The organism is Halorubrum sp. Eb13 (assembly GCF_002252895.1).
Lineage (GTDB): Archaea > Halobacteriota > Halobacteria > Halobacteriales > Haloferacaceae > Halorubrum.
The window spans coordinates 1-530 of sequence record NZ_NHPE01000005.1 but is presented as its reverse complement, the minus strand read 5'-3'; the positions used below and the strand labels follow the sequence as shown (position 1 = coordinate 530).

General features: G+C 65.8%; 1 protein-coding gene. It reads right to left on the bottom strand.

The genetic code is table 11. The annotated features are described in order from the left end of the window. Positions 1 to 362 (bottom strand): GTP cyclohydrolase IIa (locus DJ75_RS00310; RefSeq protein ID WP_141211936.1); only part of this gene is annotated, 362 nt, incomplete at its 3' end. Positions 363 to 530 lie beyond the last annotated feature (168 nt).

Here is a 530-nt window from a genome sequence, read left to right as displayed (position 1 = left end):
ACCTCGGTCCGGGCCTTGTCTTGGGCGCTCCCTTCGTGCTGGAGCTGCTGGTTCGCGGCCTCCAAGGCGTCGACCGGTCGTTCGTCGACCGCGGTGCCGAGGCTGATGCTAACCGGGTACCGGTTCCCGATCGACTCTTGGAGGGCCGCGTGGGCCGCGTCGTCCACGCCGTTCGTCACGGCGATCATGTTGTCGAAGCGCGTGAAGAAGACGTACGCGTCGCGGTGGCCGACGAACTGGGCGATGTCGGCGAACAACCGCGACTGGAGCGTCTGGAGGTCCATCTCCCGCCGCGGCTCCGGTGTCGTCGTCCACGGGCCGTAGTTGTCGATCTGGACGAGGGTCACCTGGGTCGTCGTCACAGTAAACACTTATTGGGAGTCCTGCCGCTTTACGCTTCCGTTATCCCGAAGCTGAAACCCGTATCGCATCTGGGAAGACGCGCGTTCTCGGTCGACCGCGGAACCGGTCACGGAACCGCCACGTCCTCACAGCCACCGCGCCCCCACAATCGCTGCGCCCCCACACCC